Below are 14,907 nucleotides of genomic sequence, written 5' to 3'. Positions count from 1 at the left end.
ATAAGCTACTGCCGTTAGAAAGTGATAAAGGAACACGAAGAGCAATACGTTATCGTTGCGGAGAAAAGCGAAGGACACTAACCGCATGGCGCTGGAGCGGACAAAAAAACCAGCTGGCACCTCCAGCTGGTTTTTTGTCCTATTTTTGATTAAAGGCACGCCTCCCAATTCGTTCAAACATCCGGGGAAAAAGTGCGTAAATCACACTGCCGGCATTCATCCAACGCGGCAAATTAATTTCTCTTGTATTGGTCATCATCCGCTCGACCACTTGTTTGGCGACATACTCAGGCTTCAGCATAAAACTTTTGATGTTTTTAACATAGGTACCTTGCTCATCGGCAATTTCAAAAAAATTGGTTGCGATTGGACCCGGGTTAACCGCAGTAACAAAAATACCCACCTCGCGAAGCTCCATGCGAAGGCTATTCGTGTAGCCAAGGACTGCATGTTTAGTCGCCGAATAAACACTAGATTTGGGTGTTGCAATTTTACCAGCTTGGGAAGCAATGTTGATAATGTGCCCACTGCCTCTCCTCCTCATGCTAAGCAGAACAAGCGAGGTGCATGCCATCAACCCGATTACATTTACCTCAAACATCGCCTTAATTTCGTCCAAGTTTGCTTCGTGAGCATGGCGGAAAACACCAAACCCTGCGTTATTAACAAGAATATCAACATGACCCATTTCAGCCATAACCTCAGTAAAAACATCAGTAATCGCATCGGTGTTCGCAACATCAAGACTTCTAACAATAATTGAAACTTTATATGATTGTTCGAGTTCTGTTTTTAAACTCTGAAGCTTATCCACACTACGGGCAAGAAGAACAAGATTAGCACCTTGCCTAGCAGCCAGACGTGCCATTTCTGCTCCTATTCCCCCAGAAGCCCCAGTGATGATAACATTCTTCCCTTGCAAACGATTCTTCACCAAAAAACCTTCACCTCATTTTGCAACATAGAGGAGAGATGGGCCTTCCTCGACTACGGCAATTTCTTCAAGAGACATTAAATAATCTAGTTGTGCAGCCGTTTCTGAAATCGTCAAGTTTAGCTCCTTCTGATAAACTGTCGGGAAGAGACTTTGGCAAATTTCAAAAGCGGTCTTTGGTTCCTCTTCAACCATAGATTTCACCTTCATGGCTCGGTCATGCTGCCTGGATAGCCTGTTATCTATTAAAGGCCCTGTGCCAGTAAAGTCTTGACCATGTCCAGCATAAACTAATGAAATTGGGTATTCTTGCAGCTTCTTTAAGGTCTGATTGTATTGAAGCTGTGGTTTAGGACGTTCCGTTTCCCCTGGATAAGGCGGTTCTAATATGGGGTTAGGCGAGATATGGGCAAGCAATACATCCCCACCAATCAATATTCCATCTTCTTCACGCCAAAGAGCGATATGCCCTTGAGCATGACCATGAGTCTCAAGTACCCTCCACCCCTCAAGGCCAGAAGGAACATCGTTTTCAAGCAAATAACCCGCTAAAGAACACTCACTAGAATACCGAAGATTCTTTTTCATTTCGTTAATTGTTGGTGCCAGATATTCCCGTGGGACCCCAAATTGTTGGTACAACCTCAAATAGAAGTCATCGTGCTCCGCTGAAAAGCTTTCAGTCCGCTTTAACCATCGTTCATTTAACGGATGAGCGTAAACCTCAATCGTTTTAGGGAGGTAATGAAGCAGTCCAACATGATCGGGATGATGATGAGTCAGAATGACTTGCTCAATATCCTCCGGGGTTAACTTAAGCTCCGCTAACTGCACTTGTAATGCTTCCCATGCTTCGTCAGTCTTGACTCCAGCATCCACAAGAGTCAACCTATCTCCCTTAATTAAATAACAATGAACATCACCCACCGCAAACGGGGTCGGCACTGTTAATTTTGCAATTCCATTTTTCCACTTTTCCATACATATACCCCTTACCATTATATTTCCATAAGGCTTTTCTTATCATACGCATCTGAATAGTCAGTAAAATAAGTTTAACGAAAAAGTTGTGTGCTGTCATTATTTTAACAAAATATTTTCTGAAAAAACAAATAATTAACCAAAAGTACCTTGACAGATTTCCTGTTTTTTAGCAAACTAAGTAATTATTCAAACAAAATTTTAGAGGCAAGCTCGTTATTATTGGAGCGTTCAGTGTGCCGAAACAAATAAGCAGACTAGGTAGATACTAGTCTGCAGTGTCTTTTCTTAGTGGGATAGGTACCTCTAAAAAGTCTTCCGCTATAATGGTCTCGGGAAAAACCGTTCTCGCCTCTTGAACAAGTCGTTCCCACGCTTCCGGATTATAGCGGGAACTAATGTGGGTAAGACAAAGCTTCTTCACCTTCGCATTCCGAGCAGCTTCTCCTGCCTGAAGGGTTGTAGAGTGGAAATATTCGTGAGCAAGCTCCGAGTCCTCTCCCGAAAAGGTTGCTTCATGGATGAGCAAATCGGCATGAGCTGCAAGTGATTCTACGGCCTCACATGACCTTGTGTCGCCAAGGATGGTAACCACCCTTCCTTGTTGAGGAGAACCAAGAAATTCACTTGCTTCAACCCTTCGTCCATCTGGTAAATTGACCGGTTCTCCATCCTTAATGCTTTTATAAATCGGCCCTGGTGGAACCCCTAAGGCCTGCAGCTTATCAACCAGCAGTGTTCCAGGACGGTCCTTTTCCACAATCCTATACCCAAAAGATGGAAGACCATGTTCCAACAACTTGGCAACAACGGTAAACTGATCGTCATCAAAAATAATGCCTTCTTCAATTTCAACAATGTTAAGTGGGTACTTCAAGTAGGTTTTACTTACTTTCAGACTGACTTCAAGAAATTCCTTTAGCCCTTTAGGGCCATAAACCGTTACAGGCGATTCTCCGCCCTGAAAGGAACGACTAGCCAAGAGTCCTGGCAAGCCATAAATATGGTCTCCATGCAAGTGAGTGATAAAAATTTTTTCAATCCTACGCGGCTTAATGCTCGTATGTAAAATTTGATGCTGGGTAGCCTCCCCACAATCAAATAACCAAATGGACCCTCGTTCCTCAAGAAGTTTTAAAGCAATGGCTGTCACATTCCTGAGTTTTGCGGGGACTCCAGCTCCCGTTCCTAAAAAAAACACATTCATCTTGATAACTCCTTTTAAGCTAGGCACTCTTTGTCGAGGTTTCTTAAACCTCAAATGATGCTATTACTATAACACAATTGTCAGGATAAATTAGAACAAGTAGATGAAAACTATCCTTAATCCTATTGTTTGCTAATTTACATCAAAAAAGTTAAAATTTTATACTTGTATGATGCATGTTACATAACATATCAATTACAGAAAAAGCGAGGTTCTTGACTTTGGGACAAAATAATAAGCCTACAGCATTAATCATGATTTTCGGGGCAACTGGGGACTTGGCAAAGCGAAAGCTATTCCCTTCCCTATATCGGTTATTTAAGAAAGACAAACTCGGTGATTTTGCCGTTATCGGGGTCGCAAGAAGATCGTTAACAAATGATGAATTTCAAGCTAGTGTAACGAAGTCCGTTGGCTCTGAGGAAGATTCGAATGGAAAGAAGGCCGAATTTGTATCAAAATTTCATTATCACTCTCATGATGTTACCGATTCAGATTCTTATTCTTCCTTAAACACTCTTGCCAAGGAACTAGACAACACCTACCATCTAAACGGAAACAGAATCTTTTATTTAGCAATGGCTCCTGAGTTCTTTGGAACGATCGCCGAGCACTTAAAAACCGATGGATTAACAGATACACACGGATTTAAAAGATTGGTGATTGAGAAACCATTCGGGCACGATCTTGAATCGGCTAAAAAACTAAATAGCCAAATTCGTACAGCCTTTACCGAAGATGAGATATACCGAATTGACCACTATCTTGGGAAAGAAATGGTCCAAAACATTGAGGTCATTCGCTTTGCAAATGCGATATTTGAACCGCTTTGGAACAACCGTTTCATCTCAAATATTCAAATCACATCAAGTGAAACACTAGGGGTAGAGGAGCGAGGGCGTTACTACGAGAAAAGTGGTGCGTTAAGGGATATGGTACAAAACCATATGCTTCAAATGGTCTCCCTTCTAGCAATGGAGCCGCCAATCAGCTTAACAACGGATGAAGTACGCTCTGAAAAAGTGAGAGTGTTCCGCGCATTAAGGCCGATTAAAGGGAATGAGGTCAATGAATATTTTGTCCGTGGTCAGTACGGAAAAGGAATTATCGCTGAAAATGAAGTTCCTGGCTACCGTGAAGAAGATATGGTTGATCCAGAATCCAATACAGAAACGTTTGTTGCAGGAAAGCTTCTAATTGACAACTTCCGCTGGGCTGGAGTCCCTTTCTACATTCGTACAGGAAAACGGATGGAAGTAAAAACTACAAAGATTGTCGTAGAATTTAAAGATATCCCAATGGACTTATACAACAAGCAAGAGGGTTCTGTTAGCCCTAACCTCCTTGTAATCCATATTCAGCCTGAAGAAGGGATTACCCTTTATTTAAACGCCAAAAAGGCCGGACAACATATGAATTCTACTCCAGTAAAGCTAAGTTATGCAAACAAAGGAATTGATGGTCTCAACACGCCTGAAGCCTATGAAAAACTTATCTATGATTGTCTTAGAGGAGATGCAACTAACTTTACTCATTGGGATGATGTCGCCCTATCATGGAGTTTTGTTGACAATATTTCAGAAGTATGGGAAAACGAAAAAGAGAAAAATTTCCCTAACTATGAATCAGGTTCAATGGGGCCAAAAGCTTCCGACGCGTTGCTTGAAAAGGATGGCTTCTTCTGGTGGCCTGTTACTAATTTAGATGTTGAAAAATGTTAAAATAAGCCCGGACGGACAGCATCTGCTGTCCGTCCGTTTTTTTGATTTTTCTCAACCTTTGTTGTTTTTCAATACATAAGAGGAAACGAATAAAAAAAACAGCGAACACTTCTGTCCGCTGTTTTTCTTTTTTCTTTGCTTGATTATTTTAACCATTCTGTGTGGAATACGCCCTCTTTGTCTACACGTTGATACGTATGGGCACCAAAATAGTCTCTTTGTGCCTGCAGCAGGTTTGCAGGAAGAGTTTCAGTTCGGTAGCTATCATAATAAGCTAAAGCAGACGCAGTACAAGGAACAGGAATTCCTTGCTGAGCTGCAATGGAAACAATTTCTCTTAATGCGCCCTGATAGCTCTCAACAATCTCCTTAAAATAAGGATCTAGCAATAGATTCTTAAGTCCAGGTTCGCGGTCATAAGCGTCCTTAATCTTTTGTAAGAACTGCGCTCTGATAATACATCCGCCGCGGAATATCATCGCAATATCCCCATAGCGTAAATCCCAACCAAATTCGTCTGATGCTGCCCTCATTTGCGCAAAGCCTTGCGCGTACGAGCAAATTTTACTCATATAGAGTGCCTTGCGAATCGATTCAATGAATGCTTCGCGATCTCCAGTAAATGGTTGTGATTCAGGGCCACGGAGCATTTTACTTGCAGTAACACGCTCGTCTTTTAACGCTGAAATAAAGCGTGCAAACACAGATTCTGTAATTAGAGGCAGTGGCACTCCAAGGTCTAACGCATTTTGGCTCGTCCACTTCCCTGTGCCTTTCTGACCCGCAGTATCCAAGATTACATCAACTAATGGCTTACCTGTTTCTTCATCTGTTTTAGTGAAGATATCCGCAGTAATTTCAATTAAGTAGCTATCGAGTTCACCTTTATTCCACTCAGAGAATACTTGATGAAGCTCTTGTGCGGATAAACCTAAAACGTTTTTAAGTAAGAAATAGGATTCAGAAATTAATTGCATATCTCCATATTCAATTCCATTATGTACCATTTTCACAAAATGACCAGCACCGTCCGGACCAATATAAGTGGTACATGGCTCATCATTTACTTTTGCAGAGATATCCTTAAAAATTGGAGCAATTAAATCATAGGCTTCTTTCTGGCCACCAGGCATAATGGAAGGACCTTTTAAGGCGCCCTCTTCGCCACCAGAAACTCCTGTTCCAATAAAATGCAAGCCTAATTCACTTAACTCTCGGTTTCTTCGCTGAGTGTCAGTGAAGAGCGTATTTCCTCCATCGATTAGAATATCGCCTTTATCTAAGTAAGGTTTTAACTCTTCAATCGTTGCATCAGTTGGAGCCCCTGCTTTAACCATCAGCATAATTTTTCTTGGTTTTTCCAATGAATTCACAAATTCTTCAATAGAAAAAGTACCGAAAATATTTTTTCCTTCTGATTCTTTTAGCATTTCGTCGGTCTTTTGGCGGGAACGGTTATACACAGACACAGAATATCCTTTGCTTTCCATGTTCCAAGCCAAATTTTTCCCCATGACCGCAAGCCCAACTACACCAATTTGCTGTTTCGCCATTCTACTACGTCCCTTCTATTCAATCAATACGATTGGTGGTCAAATAAACAAACTCTAATTTAGCAGTAAAAAGGTAAGTTTGCAAACATCTGAATTTTCTACTCTTATATTTTGACTCTTTGCTAAAAAAATACCCTTTGGTTAGTCTTTTCTAGGTAATCCATTTGATTTCTTTTCTTGTAGGAAATCTTTATTAAAACTCGTGTCATGACCAGAATCAGTCAGCAAAGGTTTCCGATTCAATCGACTGCTTGCAGTACCAATAATATTTTTCCCGTATTTATTTTTCAACTTAGACATGGTATTCAAAAGCGGTTCTTTTTCTGCTTCTTTCTCATAAGAAAAAAGATCAAGTTGTTTGACCGCTGTATCAAGCTCCTGTAACCCTGTCATGGTGATACCAAGGAGTCTAACAGAGTTCCCCTCCCAATGACGTTCAAATAAAGCCTTTGCAGCCTTAAAGATTTCATTCTTTTTTGCGATTGGGTTATCCAGCTTCTGGCTCCTTGTAATGGTTTGCCTATTTTTGTACCGTATCGTAATTCCAATAACGGTTGCCACAACTTGTTTCCGGTTCATTCTTGCTGCAACCTGTTCGGAAAGTTTATCAAATACTCCAATTAACTCTCGCTGATTGGAGATATCTCGCGGCAATGTCGTCGAATTTCCAATACTTTTAAAATCATAAACAGAGTCAGGATCCACAGATCTCTTGTCAATGCCATTGGCTCTCTCTCTAAGTTTTACGCCATTAATCCCAAGCAACGCCTTTACCTGTATTTCGTTTGATTGAGCTAAATCTCCGATTGTAGAAATGCCGATTCCTTTGAGTTTATCAGCTGTTTTTTTACCAACGCCATGCATCTCTTCAACATCTAATGGCCAGAGGATTTTAGGTACATCACGTTTTCTTAAAATAGTAATTCCCATAGGTTTCTTCATATCGGAGGCAGTTTTGGCAAGGAACTTATTAGGGGCAATTCCGATACTACAAGGTAAATCTAGCATCTCAAGAATACGCTTTTGAATCAGCTCAGCAATGAGAGGTGGTGACCCTAGCTCTTGACAGTTGGTTATGTCGACATAGCCCTCGTCAATGGAAACGGGTTCAACTAAGCTTGAGAATTGTCTGAGAAGATCAAACATAGCCGCAGAAACGGTCCGATATCTCTCAAAGTTCGGCGTTTTAATGATTAGATTAGGACATAGCTTTTTAGCTTCCCAAAGGGGCATCGTCGTTTTGATTCCGAGCTTTCGCGCTTCATAGCTACATGTGATGATAATCCCTCTTCGCTCCTCTGGATTCCCAGCAATCGCTAACGGCTTTCCCTTTAATGAAGAATCATAAGCCATTTCAACCGAAGCATAAAAGCTATTCATATCCACATGAAGTATCACTTTTCCGTTTTTAGGATACATTTCGTTTATTTTCACCACGTCCCAAAATAGGTTCGAGCTTATTTTACCATTTCTGAATAAAAAAGACCCACATCGCTGCGAGTCATTGAATTCCTATAGGGATATCGTACCTTTTGCCATTTCTTTTGCAGATTTTACAGCTTGTTCCTTGGCTTTTGCCATGATTTCAGGAATTTGCTTAGGGAAATGGTCCATGCCCTCTGCTACAATTGTGTCCATGACGTCCATCCCTAAGAAGCTAAGAGCCTTTCTTACATATTGGTCGCCCATTTCAAACTCAACCATTGGTCCAGTTGAGTAAATGCCTCCACGTGTCTGGATGTGGATCGCCTTTCTATTTGTAAGCAACCCTTTTGGTCCTTCTTCTGTTGTAACAAAGGTTTTATTAATTAGGAACATATTATCCATAAACTCTTTTAAAATTCCTGGTGCACCTAAATTCCAAATCGGGGTAACAAACACATAATAATCAGCTTCAATAAAGCGGTCTGCTAGCGTATGCATCGCAGTAATTTTTTCTCTTTCAGCATCAGAAAGCTGGTCGAATGTGTAACCCATAAAAGACAGCTTAGCACGTGCATATAAAAGGTCCATGTCAATACGCGGGATATCCATATCATATAAGTGCATTCTTTCAATTTCGGTTTCCGGTTGTTCTTTTTGGAAGGTTTCCAGAAATATTTCACCAATTTGTGCTCCTTTAGAAAGACGCACTTCTTTCTTTGGATTGACGGTTATATAGAGTAACTTCGACATTTTAGCATCCCTTTCCATGTTAATAAGCTTAACCTACTCTAATTTTACTTAAAACATCCATGTGCAGGGTTGAACAAACAAAGAAAGTATTGAACAATTTGTGACAAACAAGGAAGGAGTATACGCTCTAATAACCAATGAGAGGACATAATTAAATAGATAACGAGCAAATAGAAAGAGGCTGTCGAGTTTTCTCGACAGCCTCAGAGTATCCAAAATACTCTGCTTTTTTCTTATTGTGCGGCTACTTCTTCAATAATTGCTATAACCATTTCTCCAAGCTTTTCGAGCTCTTCAATCGGCATTTTTTCATTCGTTGTATGGATATCTTCGTAACCAACAGCTAGGTTGACGGTCGGAATGCCAAAACCGGCAATCACATTAGCGTCACTACCGCCTCCACTTTTCAACAACTCACAGCTGCGGCCAATTTTTCCAGCAGCTTTACGCGCAATCTCAACCACCTGATCGCCTTCACCGTATTTAAACCCAGGATACATTACGTCAACCTTGACATCTGCCTTACCGCCCATTTGTTCGGCAACGGTTTCAAATGCTTCTTTCATTTTAGCAACTTGGGCTTCCATCTTTTCTGGTACAAGTGAGCGTGCTTCAGCCAGAATTTCAACATAATCGCAAACAATATTCGTTTGGGTTCCACCTTGGAAACGACCGATATTCGCTGTAGTTTCTTCATCGATTCGTCCAAGCGGCATTTTAGCGATCGCCTTAGCGGCAATTGTAATTGCTGAAACTCCTTTTTCCGGTGCGACACCAGCATGAGCTGTTTTCCCATGAATGACCGTCGATACTTTCGCTTGCGTCGGCGCGGCAACGATGATGTTTCCTACCTTCCCATCACTGTCTAAAGCATAGCCATATTTTGCAATGAGGCGGGATGGATCCAAAACCTTCGCCCCAACTAAACCAGACTCTTCACCAACCGTGATAATAAATTGGATTGTTCCATGCGGAATTTGCTGTTCTTTTAAAACTCGCACAGTTTCCAACATAACAGCAAGGCCCGTCTTGTCATCTGCACCAAGGATTGTCGTTCCATCTGTAACAACATATCCATCTTTTATCGAAGGTTTTACACCACGAGCAGGAACAACAGTATCCATATGAGAAGTGAAGTAGATTGGATCTACGCCCTCTTTTGTACCTTGAAGCGTACAGATTAAATTACCTGCACCATGACCTGTCTGATCCTTTGTATCATCCTCAAATACTTCAACACCAAGATCTCTAAATTTCTGCTTTAATACCTTAGCAATTTCAGTTTCGTACTTAGTTTCTGAATCTACTTGAACCAACTCAAGAAATTCATTTAACATGCGTTCGTTGTTTATCATCTATGAGACCTCCAAGTTTATGTATATACCATAATAGTATACATTTGTAACTTTCTCCTAAGCAAACTTTCGATTCGAATCGTTACAATGGAATATTCCCATGTTTTTTCTTTGGACGGCTCTCTTTTTTCGAACGTAACATTTCTAATGATTGAATAATTTTAATTCTTGTTTCTCTTGGATCAATCACGTCATCGACCATCCCTCGGCTTGCAGCCACATATGGGTTCGCAAATTTTTCACGATACTCATCAATTTTTTGCTGTCTGGTTGCCTCTGGGTCATCACTATTTTGAATCTCTTTAGCAAAAATAATATTAGCTGCGCCTTGTGGTCCCATAACAGCAATTTCGGCATTTGGCCAAGCAAACACTAGGTCAGCTCCAATCGATTTACTGTTTAAGGCTACATAAGCACCGCCATATGCCTTTCTCAAAATAATAGTCAGCTTTGGAACAGTTGCTTCTGAATAAGCATAGAGAATCTTTGCACCATGACGAATGATTCCACCATGCTCCTGCTTAATTCCTGGGAAAAATCCAGTCACGTCTTCAAAGGTAATGATTGGAATATTGAAAGAGTCACAAAAACGGATAAATCGCGATGCCTTATCGGAGGAGTCAATATCCAGACCACCTGCCATAAATTTTGGCTGATTGCAAACAAGACCTACGACTTCCCCTTTAACTCTAGCAAGACCAATCACAATATTTCGTGCAAAGTCTTTTTGAATTTCCATAAAGGAATCAGCGTCCACTACCTGCTCAATGACAATTCGAACATCATAGGGTCTGACGGCATCAAATGGTATTAAATCTGTCAAATCAGGTCGATAATCATCCTCATGGTCTACTTCGAGTCTCGGTGGTTTTTCCTCTTGACTCTGCGGCAAATAGCTTAGTAGTGCACGAACCATTTCTAAAATCTCAGCCTCTGTTTCTGCTCGAAAATGGGCATTACCACTTACCGTGTTATGTACCTTTGCTCCACCAAGGTCCTCAGCAGAAATTTTTTCCCCTGTCACCGTTTCAATTACCTTTGGACCTGTAATAAACATTTGACTTGTTTTTTCAACCATGAACACAAAGTCGGTAATCGCAGGAGAATAAACAGCACCACCTGCACAAGGTCCCATAATGACAGATATCTGCGGAATGACTCCCGAATAAATAGAATTTCGGTAAAAAATCTGTCCATACCCATCTAGAGAAACAACGCCCTCTTGAATTCTTGCTCCTCCCGAGTCGTTTAACCCAACAAAAGGCGCTCCATTTTTAGCTGCAAGGTCCATCACTGTAGCGATTTTATGTGCATGCATTTCTCCTAGAGCACCACCAAACACAGTGAAATCCTGAGAGAATAAATAGATGGGGCGGCCATTAACTTTCCCATATCCAGTCACGACACCATCTCCGGGACCTTTTTGGTTTTCTAACCCAAAGTCAACAGAGCGATGCTCAATAAATGGATTGAGTTCTACGAAACTTCCAGGGTCAACTAGCAATTCAATTCTTTCTCTCGCCGTTAGTTTTCCCTTTTCATGTTGCTTCTCAATCCGCTCATCTCCACCGCCAAGTTCAATTTCCCGCCTACGGTCATAAAGATCATTAATTTTTTCATAGATGTCTGTCATTCTACTCTTCCAATCCCTTCTTTTCACAGAGTTCAACAAGAACGCCTCCAGCGGACTTAGGGTGCATGAATGCGACTGATGCATTGCCCGCTCCGTTTTTTGGCTTATCATGAATCATACGAATCCCTTTTTCTTTCATTTCATTGATTCTTTCTTGAATGGAATCAACCCCAACAGCCAGATGGTGTATTCCTTCGCCCCTTTTTTCAATAAAACGCGCTACCGTGCTCTCCTCTGAAGTGGGTTCAAGCAATTCAATTTTAGATTCGCCAATTTTTAAAAAGGCCACCCGAAGCATCTCACTTTCAACCTCTTCAATCCCTAATAAAGGCAATTGCAAGACTTCCGTATAAAAAGGCAGGGCTTGTTCAATGGATTTAACCGCTACACCAATATGGTCAATCTTTTTAATCATCTATTTCCCTCCATTTATGTAAAATTGAATTTACTCAATACTCTTTATATTCGCTATAAATCGTCATAATTCCTGCAAAATAAGGAGTTGAACAAACAGTCATTCAGATGTAGTATAGTAAATAGAAACGATGAGCCATTTCGAAAGGAGAATGACACTTGGGTAAAAGAAAAACCCGTAAAATCATTATTTATGTCATGCTATTTGCGATGCTTGCCTCCACACTCTTTACGGGGATAGCAGCTTTTCTATAATCTAATCTAAAAACCAAAAATACATTTACTACAAAAATAAAAAGGACTATTCCGTGAGAATAGTCCTTTTTGCTATTTAATCGCTCCATATTCTATTGCTAACTGTTGGAAACTTTTATCGGTAGTGATAACCAGTATTTTCGTACCAAGAGGGATATAATCATATAAAGATTCTACTGCTTCATTCTGCAATCGTATACATCCTTGTGAAATGTACTTCCCGATTGAGGAAGGATCATTCGTACCATGGATGCCATATGTCCGACCATCAGTATCCCTAGCATTAAAACCAATCCATCGTTTTCCCAAAGGATTACGAGGATCCCCACCAGGTATATCTTTTTTCCTATAATAAGGGTCAATGGCTTTAACCGTAACAGTGAACAAACCTTCAGGCGTCATTTCCCCTGTTTTCCCAGTAGCAGCACCTACAACGGTTTGAACTCGGTTCTCATTAATAAAAGCTACTTCATTTGTTTTTTTATTAATAATAAGAAATGGATCTCCTGGGAGTGGGTTAGCACCTAATGGCCAAATTGGTGAGACAACTAAGAGAATGGCAAAAATAAGACCTTTCAACTGTATCACCTGCCTGCTTTTCCCTTAGTTTACTACCTTGCTTGGATTCTGATTCGTTTCCTCTGGAGTTTTTAACCCCTTAAACGAACGTTTTAACAGGAGGTATTGCTCCATTTCCTGAACAAAATGCAACAGAGCAGCCCTAGCTTCAAACTCTTCCCTTGTTTTCGGCAGCTCCATCCCCTCAAATTCAGTCCTCATCCTGTACAATTTTTCTAGATAATAAACAACAGTATTTCCAGGTTTAACGCCCTTAGAGAGTTGCTCTACAAACTCAGCTATTAAATGACCTTGTTCCACCTGATGAGGAATGGAGGTAATTGATGGAAGCACTCTTTCAATGATTTCAAATTGTTTTTCACGAATCTTAAAATACTGATAATACAGGTTTTCATTACGCAACAAATTATTCTCGACATCTTGTGAAGCGAGTGCTTTTGCCCTCTCTAACCACTTAGCCGTTTCTGTTAGCTCCTCTCCTCCCCAGTCACTCTCCCCATTTCGTAAAAAAGTAGCAATTTCAGTGAAAATTCTTTTGAAATTTTCTTCAATCTTGATTTGATACTCTTCTAGCTTTGCATCGGAACTAGGCATATACAGATTCATAATGAGTGCAATGCCAATCCCTATCAGAACAATCCCAAGTTCGTTTACTAACAAGCTAGCAGTGACCTGTCCGGCGGAGTAAATATGTAGCATGATAACACTGCTAGAAACAATCCCATCTGCTGCCCTAGCCATGACCGCTACTGGAATGAAGACAAGAAGCATAAGTCCAATAACAAGAGGATGATACCCAATCAGTTCAAAAAACAGTGACGAAAAAAGCATTGCAATAAGACAAGCTAGAATACGATCCCAGGAAGCACGCAGTGACCTTTTTTTCGTCACTTTAATACAAAGGATTGTTAATATCCCGGCGGATGTGAAATTATGCAATCCTATGTATTGCGCTAAAATAATGGAAAGAGCTGTTCCCAAAGCAGTTTTAATGGTACGGTAACCAATTTTAAATTTCATTTGCTTATAATCTCCTAATAAATAAATAAAAAGATGATTTATGCAATCATCTTTTTATTCTACCAGAACTTTTATTTAGTTAAACAAATCCTTAAACTTCTTCACAATATTGTTCGAAAGCAGTTTGTAGCTTTTGAACAACAGCCATTGGGTCATGCCCTTCAATATCATGACGTTCAATCATCGTCACAATTTCACCGTTTTTTAATAGAGCAAAAGATGGAGAGGATGGTGGATAACCCGTGAAAAAGCTACGTGCTTTTTCAGTTGCTTCTTTATCCTGCCCAGCAAACACCGTAACAAGTTGATCTGGTCGTTTATCATAATGTAAAGCATGTGCTGCTGCAGGACGTGCAATTCCACCAGCACAACCACACACAGAATTGACCATGACTAGTGTTGTCCCTTCTTTCTTAAGAGTCTCTTCCACTTCTTCTGGTGTCGTTAACTCCTTATATCCTGAAGCACTGATTTCTTGACGTGCTTGGCGAACAACATCATTCATAAAAAAATTAAAGTCCATACTCACCAATAATCACTCCTTTTAGTAGGTTTATGTTATAAACATACCTATATCATACCAAGATATAGATAATTTTTACAAACACTAAACTTTTTTTCAAAAAAGATGTTTACTTTAGCAAGATTCGGGAATAGTAACATTACAGCTAGATCCATACCCCTAAACTCCCTAGATGAAAGACAGCGCATGATGCGCTGTCCTTTTTTTTGCTGTCTGATTTCTGCTTAATCATTTTGTCTATTAGTGGTGGTCTTTATGGACATTTTCCTTACTGCTCTCTGTCGTTTTGTTCTTGAGCCGTGGTCTCATAGACATTTTTCTTCCTGCTCCCTGCCGTTTTGTCCTTGAGCGATGGGCTCATAGACATTTTCCTTACCGCTCTCTGTCGTTTTGTCCTTGAGCGATGGTCTCATAGACATTTTCCTTGCCGCTCTCTGTCGTTTTGTCCTTGAGATGTGGTCTCATAGACATTTCCCTTACCGCTCTCTGTCGTTTGTCCTTGAGATGTGGTCTCATAGACATTTCCCTTACCGCTCTCTGTCGTTTTGTCCTTGAGC

At 40.6% G+C, this 14,907-nt stretch carries 15 protein-coding genes; 2 read left to right on the top strand and 13 right to left on the bottom strand.

Features of this window, described 5'->3' with window-relative positions; all coding sequences use genetic code 11:
- Positions 1 to 139 precede the first annotated feature (139 nt).
- The 3 genes from H0185_RS06580 to rnz all read right to left on the bottom strand — a co-directional run bounded on the left by H0185_RS06580 (position 140) and on the right by rnz (position 3,122).
- A complete protein-coding gene (locus H0185_RS06580) occupies positions 140 to 934 on the bottom strand; it encodes an SDR family NAD(P)-dependent oxidoreductase (protein ID WP_221873058.1) in 795 nt (264 codons plus the stop codon).
- A 15-nt stretch (positions 935 to 949) separates the two neighbouring features.
- On the bottom strand, positions 950 to 1,915 hold the full coding sequence (locus tag H0185_RS06575; RefSeq protein ID WP_221872360.1) for an MBL fold metallo-hydrolase: 966 nt from the start codon (positions 1,913 to 1,915) through the stop codon (positions 950 to 952).
- Positions 1,916 to 2,183: 268 nt separating this feature from the next.
- The gene (rnz, locus tag H0185_RS06570) at positions 2,184 to 3,122 is read right to left on the bottom strand and encodes a ribonuclease Z (protein ID WP_221872358.1); all 939 of its coding nucleotides are present in this window, start codon (positions 3,120 to 3,122) and stop codon (positions 2,184 to 2,186) included.
- Between the two features lie 254 nt (positions 3,123 to 3,376).
- Here rnz and zwf point away from each other — a divergent pair, with 254 nt between their 5' ends.
- Positions 3,377 to 4,843, top strand: a complete 1,467-nt coding sequence (zwf, locus tag H0185_RS06565) for a glucose-6-phosphate dehydrogenase (protein WP_221873057.1) — start codon at positions 3,377 to 3,379, stop codon at positions 4,841 to 4,843.
- A gap of 143 nt (positions 4,844 to 4,986) precedes the next feature.
- On the opposite strand, the gene gndA is transcribed toward zwf, so the two are convergent.
- The 6 genes from gndA to mce all read right to left on the bottom strand — a co-directional run bounded on the left by gndA (position 4,987) and on the right by mce (position 11,974).
- A complete protein-coding gene (gndA, locus tag H0185_RS06560) occupies positions 4,987 to 6,396 on the bottom strand; it encodes an NADP-dependent phosphogluconate dehydrogenase (protein ID WP_221872356.1) in 1,410 nt (469 codons plus the stop codon).
- A gap of 141 nt (positions 6,397 to 6,537) precedes the next feature.
- Positions 6,538 to 7,824: a DNA polymerase IV gene (locus H0185_RS06555; protein WP_221873056.1), complete on the bottom strand. Its 1,287-nt coding sequence runs from the start codon at positions 7,822 to 7,824 to the stop codon at positions 6,538 to 6,540.
- Positions 7,825 to 7,908: 84 nt separating this feature from the next.
- A complete protein-coding gene (locus H0185_RS06550) occupies positions 7,909 to 8,571 on the bottom strand; it encodes an FMN-dependent NADH-azoreductase (protein ID WP_221872354.1) in 663 nt (220 codons plus the stop codon).
- 233 nt (positions 8,572 to 8,804) lie between these two features.
- The gene (locus H0185_RS06545; protein WP_221872352.1) at positions 8,805 to 9,926 is read right to left on the bottom strand and encodes a M20/M25/M40 family metallo-hydrolase; all 1,122 of its coding nucleotides are present in this window, start codon (positions 9,924 to 9,926) and stop codon (positions 8,805 to 8,807) included.
- An 82-nt stretch (positions 9,927 to 10,008) separates the two neighbouring features.
- On the bottom strand, positions 10,009 to 11,559 hold the full coding sequence (locus H0185_RS06540) for an acyl-CoA carboxylase subunit beta (RefSeq protein WP_221873055.1): 1,551 nt from the start codon (positions 11,557 to 11,559) through the stop codon (positions 10,009 to 10,011).
- Between the two features lies 1 nt (position 11,560).
- Positions 11,561 to 11,974 carry a methylmalonyl-CoA epimerase gene (gene mce / locus H0185_RS06535; protein WP_221872350.1) on the bottom strand — a complete coding sequence of 138 codons (414 nt, stop codon included), beginning with the start codon at positions 11,972 to 11,974 and terminating at the stop codon, positions 11,561 to 11,563.
- A gap of 158 nt (positions 11,975 to 12,132) precedes the next feature.
- Here mce and prli42 point away from each other — a divergent pair, with 158 nt between their 5' ends.
- Positions 12,133 to 12,228, top strand: a complete 96-nt coding sequence (gene prli42, locus H0185_RS06530) for a stressosome-associated protein Prli42 (RefSeq protein WP_170843842.1) — start codon at positions 12,133 to 12,135, stop codon at positions 12,226 to 12,228.
- Positions 12,229 to 12,300: 72 nt separating this feature from the next.
- Here the strand turns inward: prli42 and H0185_RS06525 are convergent, their stop codons facing one another.
- The 4 genes from H0185_RS06525 to H0185_RS06510 all read right to left on the bottom strand — a co-directional run.
- Positions 12,301 to 12,807 carry a L,D-transpeptidase gene (locus tag H0185_RS06525; RefSeq protein ID WP_221872348.1) on the bottom strand — a complete coding sequence of 169 codons (507 nt, stop codon included), beginning with the start codon at positions 12,805 to 12,807 and terminating at the stop codon, positions 12,301 to 12,303.
- Between the two features lie 24 nt (positions 12,808 to 12,831).
- Positions 12,832 to 13,827, bottom strand: a complete 996-nt coding sequence (locus H0185_RS06520) for an aromatic acid exporter family protein (protein WP_221872346.1) — start codon at positions 13,825 to 13,827, stop codon at positions 12,832 to 12,834.
- Between the two features lie 91 nt (positions 13,828 to 13,918).
- A complete protein-coding gene (locus H0185_RS06515; RefSeq protein WP_221872344.1) occupies positions 13,919 to 14,356 on the bottom strand; it encodes a BrxA/BrxB family bacilliredoxin in 438 nt (145 codons plus the stop codon).
- A gap of 366 nt (positions 14,357 to 14,722) precedes the next feature.
- On the bottom strand, positions 14,723 to 14,907 hold a 185-nt coding region (locus H0185_RS06510; protein WP_221872342.1), incomplete at its 5' end, for a hypothetical protein.

The sequence above is a fragment of the Mesobacillus maritimus genome, assembly GCF_019749255.1.
GTDB classification, from domain to species: Bacteria; Bacillota; Bacilli; order Bacillales; family Cytobacillaceae; genus Mesobacillus_B; species Mesobacillus_B maritimus_A.
This window is presented reverse-complemented; position numbering and strand designations above follow the sequence as displayed.

Bases quoted from the DNA above. Each gene is read 5' to 3' on its own strand.
- gndA (WP_221872356.1), bottom strand. From the start codon at position 6,396: ATGGCGAAACAGCAAATTGGTGTAGTTGGGCTTGCGGTCATGGGGAAA.
- H0185_RS06520 (WP_221872346.1), bottom strand. From the start codon at position 13,827: ATGAAATTTAAAATTGGTTACCGTACCATTAAAACTGCTTTGGGAACA.
- H0185_RS06575 (WP_221872360.1), bottom strand. From the start codon at position 1,915: ATGGAAAAGTGGAAAAATGGAATTGCAAAATTAACAGTGCCGACCCCG.
- rnz (WP_221872358.1), bottom strand. From the start codon at position 3,122: ATGAATGTGTTTTTTTTAGGAACGGGAGCTGGAGTCCCCGCAAAACTC.
- H0185_RS06550 (WP_221872354.1), bottom strand. From the start codon at position 8,571: ATGTCGAAGTTACTCTATATAACCGTCAATCCAAAGAAAGAAGTGCGT.
- H0185_RS06540 (WP_221873055.1), bottom strand. From the start codon at position 11,559: ATGACAGACATCTATGAAAAAATTAATGATCTTTATGACCGTAGGCGG.
- H0185_RS06545 (WP_221872352.1), bottom strand. From the start codon at position 9,926: ATGATAAACAACGAACGCATGTTAAATGAATTTCTTGAGTTGGTTCAA.
- mce (WP_221872350.1), bottom strand. From the start codon at position 11,974: ATGATTAAAAAGATTGACCATATTGGTGTAGCGGTTAAATCCATTGAA.
- zwf (WP_221873057.1), top strand. From the start codon at position 3,377: ATGATTTTCGGGGCAACTGGGGACTTGGCAAAGCGAAAGCTATTCCCT.